This is a genomic window from Pseudomonas sp. 44 R 15 (assembly GCF_900004965.1).
GTDB classification, from domain to species: domain Bacteria; phylum Pseudomonadota; class Gammaproteobacteria; order Pseudomonadales; family Pseudomonadaceae; genus Aquipseudomonas; species Aquipseudomonas orientalis_A.
On record NZ_CVTU01000097.1, the window covers coordinates 1 to 6,236 of the forward strand.

Annotated in this window: 7 protein-coding genes; all 7 read right to left on the minus strand. The window is 62.1% G+C overall.

The window, feature by feature from the left end; all coding sequences use genetic code 11:
- Positions 1 to 14: 14 nt before the first annotated feature.
- On the minus strand, positions 15 to 482 hold the full coding sequence (gene fliN, locus BFP93_RS15455; protein ID WP_053257298.1) for a flagellar motor switch protein FliN: 468 nt from the start codon (positions 480 to 482) through the stop codon (positions 15 to 17).
- A gap of 34 nt (positions 483 to 516) precedes the next feature.
- A complete protein-coding gene (gene fliM, locus BFP93_RS15460) occupies positions 517 to 1,485 on the minus strand; it encodes a flagellar motor switch protein FliM (protein WP_065884557.1) in 969 nt (322 codons plus the stop codon).
- Between the two features lie 9 nt (positions 1,486 to 1,494).
- Positions 1,495 to 2,001, minus strand: a complete 507-nt coding sequence (fliL, locus tag BFP93_RS15465) for a flagellar basal body-associated protein FliL (RefSeq protein ID WP_065884556.1) — start codon at positions 1,999 to 2,001, stop codon at positions 1,495 to 1,497.
- 211 nt (positions 2,002 to 2,212) lie between these two features.
- Positions 2,213 to 3,505: a flagellar hook-length control protein FliK gene (locus tag BFP93_RS15470; protein WP_065893760.1), complete on the minus strand. Its 1,293-nt coding sequence runs from the start codon at positions 3,503 to 3,505 to the stop codon at positions 2,213 to 2,215.
- 83 nt (positions 3,506 to 3,588) lie between these two features.
- Positions 3,589 to 3,933: an Hpt domain-containing protein gene (locus tag BFP93_RS15475; RefSeq protein ID WP_065893761.1), complete on the minus strand. Its 345-nt coding sequence runs from the start codon at positions 3,931 to 3,933 to the stop codon at positions 3,589 to 3,591.
- A 30-nt stretch (positions 3,934 to 3,963) separates the two neighbouring features.
- Complete coding sequence (locus BFP93_RS15480; RefSeq protein ID WP_065893762.1) at positions 3,964 to 5,682, minus strand: ATP-binding SpoIIE family protein phosphatase; 1,719 nt, start codon at positions 5,680 to 5,682, stop codon at positions 3,964 to 3,966.
- A complete protein-coding gene (locus BFP93_RS15485) occupies positions 5,679 to 5,984 on the minus strand; it encodes an STAS domain-containing protein (RefSeq protein WP_065893763.1) in 306 nt (101 codons plus the stop codon). Before BFP93_RS15485 ends, BFP93_RS15480 begins: the two co-directional genes overlap by 4 nt.
- Between the last annotated feature and the right edge of the window lie 252 nt (positions 5,985 to 6,236).

Consider the following 6,236-nt stretch of genomic DNA (forward strand, 5'->3'; position numbering starts at 1 on the left):
TCGAGTACTTCATTTCAGCGCAACTTCTTGATGCGTTCGCTCGGGCTGATCACGTCCGTCAGGCGAATGCCGAACTTCTCGTTGACCACCACCACCTCGCCATGGGCGATCAGCGTGCCGTTGACCAGCACGTCCAGCGGCTCGCCGGCCAGGCGGTCCAGCTCGATCACCGAGCCCTGGTTGAGCTGCAGCAGGTTGCGGATGTTGATTTCGGTGCTGCCCACTTCCATGGAAATCGACACTGGAATGTCCAGGATCACATCCAGGTTGGGGCCGTCGAGGGTCACCGGGTCGTTGTTTTTCGGCACGCTGCCGAATTCTTCCATCGGCAGGCGCTTGCCGGCCGGTGCGGACGCGGCGTCGGCGGCCAGCAGCGCGTCGATGTCGTCCTGGCCGACATCGCCGGTTTCTTCCAGGGCCGCAGCCCACTCGTCAGCCAGGGCCTGGTCTTCGGCGGAAGTGTTTTCGTGTTCGGTAGCCATTACATGTCCTCGGCGTAGCAAAAATGAATGTTGATCAGCGGCGGTTGATCGGTTCGATCACTTGCAACGCCAGGTTGCCTTTGTGAGAGCCGAGCTTGACCTTGAACGACGGCACACCGTTGGCGCGCATGATCAGTTCTTCCGGCAATTCGACGGGGATCACGTCCCCCGGCTGCATGTGCAGAATGTCGCGCAGGCGTAGCTGGCGACGGGCCACAGTGGCGCTCAGGGGCACGTCGACGTCCAGCAGGTCTTCGCGCAGGGCCTTGACCCAGCGCTCGTCCTGGTCGTCGAGGTCGGACTGGAAACCGGCGTCGAGCATTTCGCGCACCGGCTCGATCATCGAGTACGGCATGGTCACGTGCAGATCGCCGCCGCCGCCATCGAGTTCGATGTGGAACGTGGACACCACAATGGCTTCGCTCGGCCCGACGATGTTGGCCATGGCCGGGTTCACTTCCGAGTTGATGTACTCGAAATTGACTTCCATGACCGCCTGCCACGCTTCCTTCAAGTCGATGAAAGCCTGCTCCAGCACCATGCGCACCACGCGCAGTTCGGTGGGCGTGAACTCACGGCCTTCGATCTTGGCGTGACGGCCGTCGCCGCCGAAGAAGTTGTCCACCAGCTTGAACACCAGCTTGGCGTCAAGGATGAACAGCGCGGTACCACGCAACGGCTTGATCTTGACCAGGTTGAGGCTGGTGGGCACGTACAGCGAGTGCACGTATTCACCAAACTTCATCACCTGCACGCCACCCACGGCGACGTCCGCCGAGCGGCGCAGCATGTTGAACATGCTGATGCGGGTGTAACGGGCGAAACGTTCGTTGATCATTTCCAGGGTCGGCATGCGTCCACGGACGATGCGATCCTGGCTGGTCAGGTCATAACTTTTGACACTGCCGGGCTCGGCAGCCATTTCGGTCTGCACCAGACCATCGTCCACGCCATGCAACAGCGCGTCGATTTCATCCTGGGACAGCAGGTCTTGCACGGCCATGTCGTGATCCTACTGCAATACGAAGTTAGTGAAGAGCGCCTGCTCTATCACGACTTTGCCGAGCTCTTTCTGGGCCACTTCCTGCACGCTGGCAGTGACCTTCTGGCGCAGCATTTCCTGGCCCACCGGGGTGGCCAGGCTGTCGAAGCTCTGGCCCGAGAACAGCATCACCAGGTTGTTGCGGATCACCGGCATGTGCACTTTGAGCGCGTCCAGGTCCGCCTGGTTGCGCGCCAGCAAGGTGATGCTCACCTGCAAGTAGCGTTGGCGACCGTTCTGATTGTAGTTGGCGACAAAGGCCGGCAGCATCGGTTCGAAGATTGCCGGTTGCTTGACGTTAGTGGCGGTGTCGGCGGCAGGGGCAGGTTTGCTTGCGTTGCTGTGCATGATGTACCAGGTGCCGCCAATCGAGGCGCCAATGGCCAGGAGCAGGCCCAGCACAATCAGCAGGATCAGCTTGAGCTTGCCTTTGCCTTTGCCTGCCGGGGGAGTTGCTGCGTCGTCGCTGTTCGCCATGCCAATAATCCGTCACTATTCGGGAATTCATAGATATACGGATAGGCAAGAGCAAGTGTTATGCCAGAGTTGTCTGGCGCCAGGGCAACACAAATCAAATGTGGGAGGGGGGTGGCCCCCGATAGCAGTGTGTCAGTCAACAAATCTGTCGCTGATACACCGCAATCGGGGGCAAGCCCCCTCCCACACTTGGATATCTATTTGACTTGGGTCAGGCGTAGTAGTCGACGGCGCTGGAGCCGATCACGGTAGAGGTCACGGGCTTGACCGCTTCAGCCACGTCAACGTGACTGCCGGTGTCAGCGCTATCACCTCGCCGGCCGCCACTGCTCACACCCCGCGCCTGGTTTTGCTGTTGCTGCTGCTCCTGCCCCCGGGACTGGTCGGACACGTTCACATCCACCTGCCCCATGCCCTGCTGGGCGAACATCTCGCGCAGGCGGCCGGACTGGCTTTCCAGCGCTTCACGCACCACCGCATGGCCGCTCATGAAACTGACCTGGGCCTGTTGGTCGGGCGTCATGCTGACCTTGATATCCAGGCGCCCCAGTTCGGCCGGCTGCAATTGGATTTCGGCCGACTTGAGGCTCGCGCTGGAGAGGTACATCACGCGGTTGACCACTTCTTCGGTCCAGCCGCTCTGGTGCATGGCCAGCGGGGCGTTGATCACCGGTGGCAAGGCGTTGGCGGTTTTCGGCGTGGCGGCCTGGGTCAGCGCGGCCAGGCGGTTGGCGAAGTCATCCACGCGGGTGTCGCTGTCGGCACGCTTGAGGTCCTTGAGGCCGTCATCGATCAGCGCGCCAAAGGCCTTGTCGCCGCCGTTATGGGTGCTGTCCTTGGTGGCTTGTTGATCGACCATCGTGGCCAGGCCGGCGGCAAAATTCTGCGCGGCGGTCGGTTGATCCTGGACCGTGGCTGGCGCGGCTTTCTGGTTTGCCTGGCTGCCGGCCGACACATGACCGCCCTGCTCCATTGCCAGGCGCACGGCAGGCATCGCGTCCAGCGGGTCGGCTGCAGGGTCGAAGGCCGGCGGCTTGGCCTTATCGACCACGGCGGCGGCGGTCGCCACCGGTTGGGGCGTGTCATCCGCCACCGCTACCGCAGGTGCCGGCGTTTGCGGCGGGACAGCGCCGGGTGTGACCGCGACGATCAGGGCCGGATCGACCGGCGGCGTATCGGTCGGGGGCTGTTGCGCCAGGGACGGATCGGCGGGCGTGTCCTTGGCCGCTTTGTCGGCATCGGACGGCTTGGCAGGCAAGGGATTGCCGCTATCGGCAACCGCAGGCGTGCTGGCGGCAGGTGTTTTGTCGGCGGTTGCAGGCACCGATTTGCCCGGCGCGCTGTCGGTTTTCAGCGCCGGTTTGGCGCCCTGGTTGGCGAACACTTGAGAGAAGCCAGGGCCTTTGTCCCGTGGGTCCGCAGCCGCCACCGCAGGGGTGGCGGCAGGCGCTTGAGGCTTGGCCGCGGGGGCAGCCTGAAGGAGCGAATTGGGGGCGACTGGCATAGGTAAAGGTCTCCACTGCATGGGGGTCGGGGATGCAGTATCAGGAGATAGAGCAAGAGTCGGGCCAGGTTTGCAGCGAAGGCTCACGCACTGAAACGCTGGCGCTCCGATTCGTACATCGGCCTGACCAGCGCGAACTCATGATCAATCTGGTCCACCAATGCACCCAGATTCGAGGCAGGCTTGATGGACTCAAGCTCCAAGCGCTGACACAGGTGCGCCAACCGCACCGCGCCAAGGTTGCCACTGCTGCCCTTGAAGCTATGCGCTATGCGCCCCAGCGCCTTGGCGTCGTCGCGCGCGGTGCGCAACGCCTCGACGCGCTTTTGCGAGTCATCTAGAAAGGTATCGAGCAGCTTGGGATACTCACCTTCCATGACCTCCCGCAGACCCGACAACACGTCCGGGTCCAGATGTATATCGACCACTTGCTCGCTCCTTGATCAAGAATTGACGGATTATGCCAGAGCCTTCCAGCAAAACTCCACGCAGACGCAGCGCCCGCCATCGGACCAGCGTACGTCGCCGCTCAGTTGACGCACCAGGTTCAAGCCGCGGCCGGACAGACGGTCAGCATCCAGCGGCCGCGCCAGCACCTCGTCAACATCGAAGCCAGGCCCGCTGTCCTCGACACGCAACGTCATCTTGCCGCCTTGCGCAGTCGGGGACACCTGCACATGCACCCGGATATGGCCGCTGTTCAATTGCGCCAGCCGCTCGTTGCGCAGGCGATAATACTGCGCAAACCCTTCGGCATCGCGCTTGAGCTGTGAATCCAGGCCCAGTACGCCATGTTCGAGGGCATTGGCATACAACTCGGCCATGACCGTGTAGAGCGCCCCACTCTGCTCACGCAGGCCATGGACCTCCAACAGCAATTGCAACAGATACGGCAACGGGTTGTAGCGTCTGAGGGTCTGCGCGCGAAACTCGAAACTCACCGACCAATTCAGCGGGCAAGACTGGCCGCTGTCGGAATACATAGGTTCGGCCACGCGCAGCGGTTGGCCGGCCAGCAAGCTGATTTCAACCATGCTGACGTCGTCCCGCGCCTCACCGCGAAAGGCCGCCAGCGCCTGCTCGATATCCTCGAACAGGCGGTCGGGCTCGCGGTTGGCGGCAAACACCTGCTGCAAACGCTCGGCGCCGAACAACTGGTCATTGGCGTCGGCGGTGTCCAGCACGCCATCGGAGAGCAGGAACACCCGATCGCCCAGGGCCATGGGCCAGACTTCGGTGCTGTCATCGAATGCCTGGGCCGACAGCACGCCCAACGGCAGATGCCGCGACATCAACGGCGTGCGCTTGCCGGTGGCGACCTCATGCACATAGCCCTCGGGCATGCCGCCGTTCCACACCTCCACCACGCGCCGCTCGGTGCTCAGGCACAACAGTGTGGCGCAGCAGAACATGTCCACCGGCAGGATGCGCTTGAGCTTGGCGTTCATCTCGCGCAGGGTCTGCGTCAGCCCATAGCCCTTGGCGGTCATGCCGTAGAACACTTCGGCCAGGGGCATGGCTCCGATGGCCGCCGGCAGGCCGTGGCCGGTAAAATCGCCGAGCAGCACATGCATGTCGCCGGACGGCGTATAGGCCGCCAGCAGCAGGTCCCCGTTGAACAGTGCATAGGGCGATTGCAGGTAGCGGATATTCGGCGCCGCGTTGATGCAACCCGAATGCGCGACCTTGTCGAACACGGCCTTGGCGGCGCGTTGCTCATGTAATAGATGATCATTGTGCCGGGCGATCTGGTCACGCTGCTGCAACACCGTGGCTTGTAGCCGCCGCAGGCGGTCCATGGCGTTGATCTTGGCGGCCAGAATAAGCTGGTTGTAGGGCTTGGGCAGGAAATCGTCGCCGCCGGCGTCCAGGCACTCCGCCAGTGCGGCGCTTTCGCGCAGCGAGGTCAGGAAAATGATGGGGACCAACTGCTCGCCCGCCAATTGCTTGATCCATCGCGCGGCGAGAAAACCATCCATCACCGGCATCATCGCGTCCATCAGCACCAGCTGCGGACGCTCGCGCGCAAACACTTCAACGGCTTGCTCGCCATTGGTCGCGGTGAGCACATGGTGCCCCTGACGCCGCACGATGGTCGACAACAACAGCAAGTCGGCGGCGCTGTCTTCGGCAATCAGGATGGTCAGCGGCTCGGATAAGGGGGCCAGGACTCTCACGATATATCGAACAGCTTGTCGAAATTGGAAATGGCGAGGATTTTGCGCACGTCGTGGCTGCTGTTGCTGACCTGCACTTGAGACTCATCGCCACCAGCGTGGTCCCTGAGCAGCAGGAGCATGCCCAGGGCCGAGCTGTCCATGTAGGTGGTTTCTTTAAGATCGACCACATACAACTCGGGCACCTTGTAGTAACGCTCGTAGGCATCGCGAAATGCCTGGTGGCTGCCAAAATCGAACCGGCCCTTGATTGCGATCGTCAACTTCTTCCCGTCCAGGGATACTTCTGACTCGATTGACATGTGACTGCTTCCTTGTCATGGGTCTGTGCAACAAGGTGTAGCAGGCGAACCCGATCTGAGCAACACGGCCGTTCAAATGTGGGAGGGGGCTTGCCCCCGATGGCGGCCTCGGGGCTGGCCGGGATGTTGGATTGGACCGAGTACATATCCATTCTTTAGGTAACGGCTACTTAGGGTTCCGCCCTGACGGCGGGTCACTTTGGAAAAGCCCCAAAGTAACCAAAGGGCTCTTGCCCCACCACTCGGCACCTC

What these genes read in the sequence shown, in the direction of transcription:
- fliN (WP_053257298.1), bottom strand. Translation starts at nt 482, where the DNA reads ATGGCTACCGAACACGAAAACACTTCCGCCGAAGACCAGGCCCTGGCT.
- fliM (WP_065884557.1), bottom strand. Translation starts at nt 1,485, where the DNA reads ATGGCCGTGCAAGACCTGCTGTCCCAGGATGAAATCGACGCGCTGTTG.
- fliL (WP_065884556.1), bottom strand. Translation starts at nt 2,001, where the DNA reads ATGGCGAACAGCGACGACGCAGCAACTCCCCCGGCAGGCAAAGGCAAA.
- BFP93_RS15470 (WP_065893760.1), bottom strand. Translation starts at nt 3,505, where the DNA reads ATGCCAGTCGCCCCCAATTCGCTCCTTCAGGCTGCCCCCGCGGCCAAG.
- BFP93_RS15485 (WP_065893763.1), bottom strand. Translation starts at nt 5,984, where the DNA reads ATGTCAATCGAGTCAGAAGTATCCCTGGACGGGAAGAAGTTGACGATC.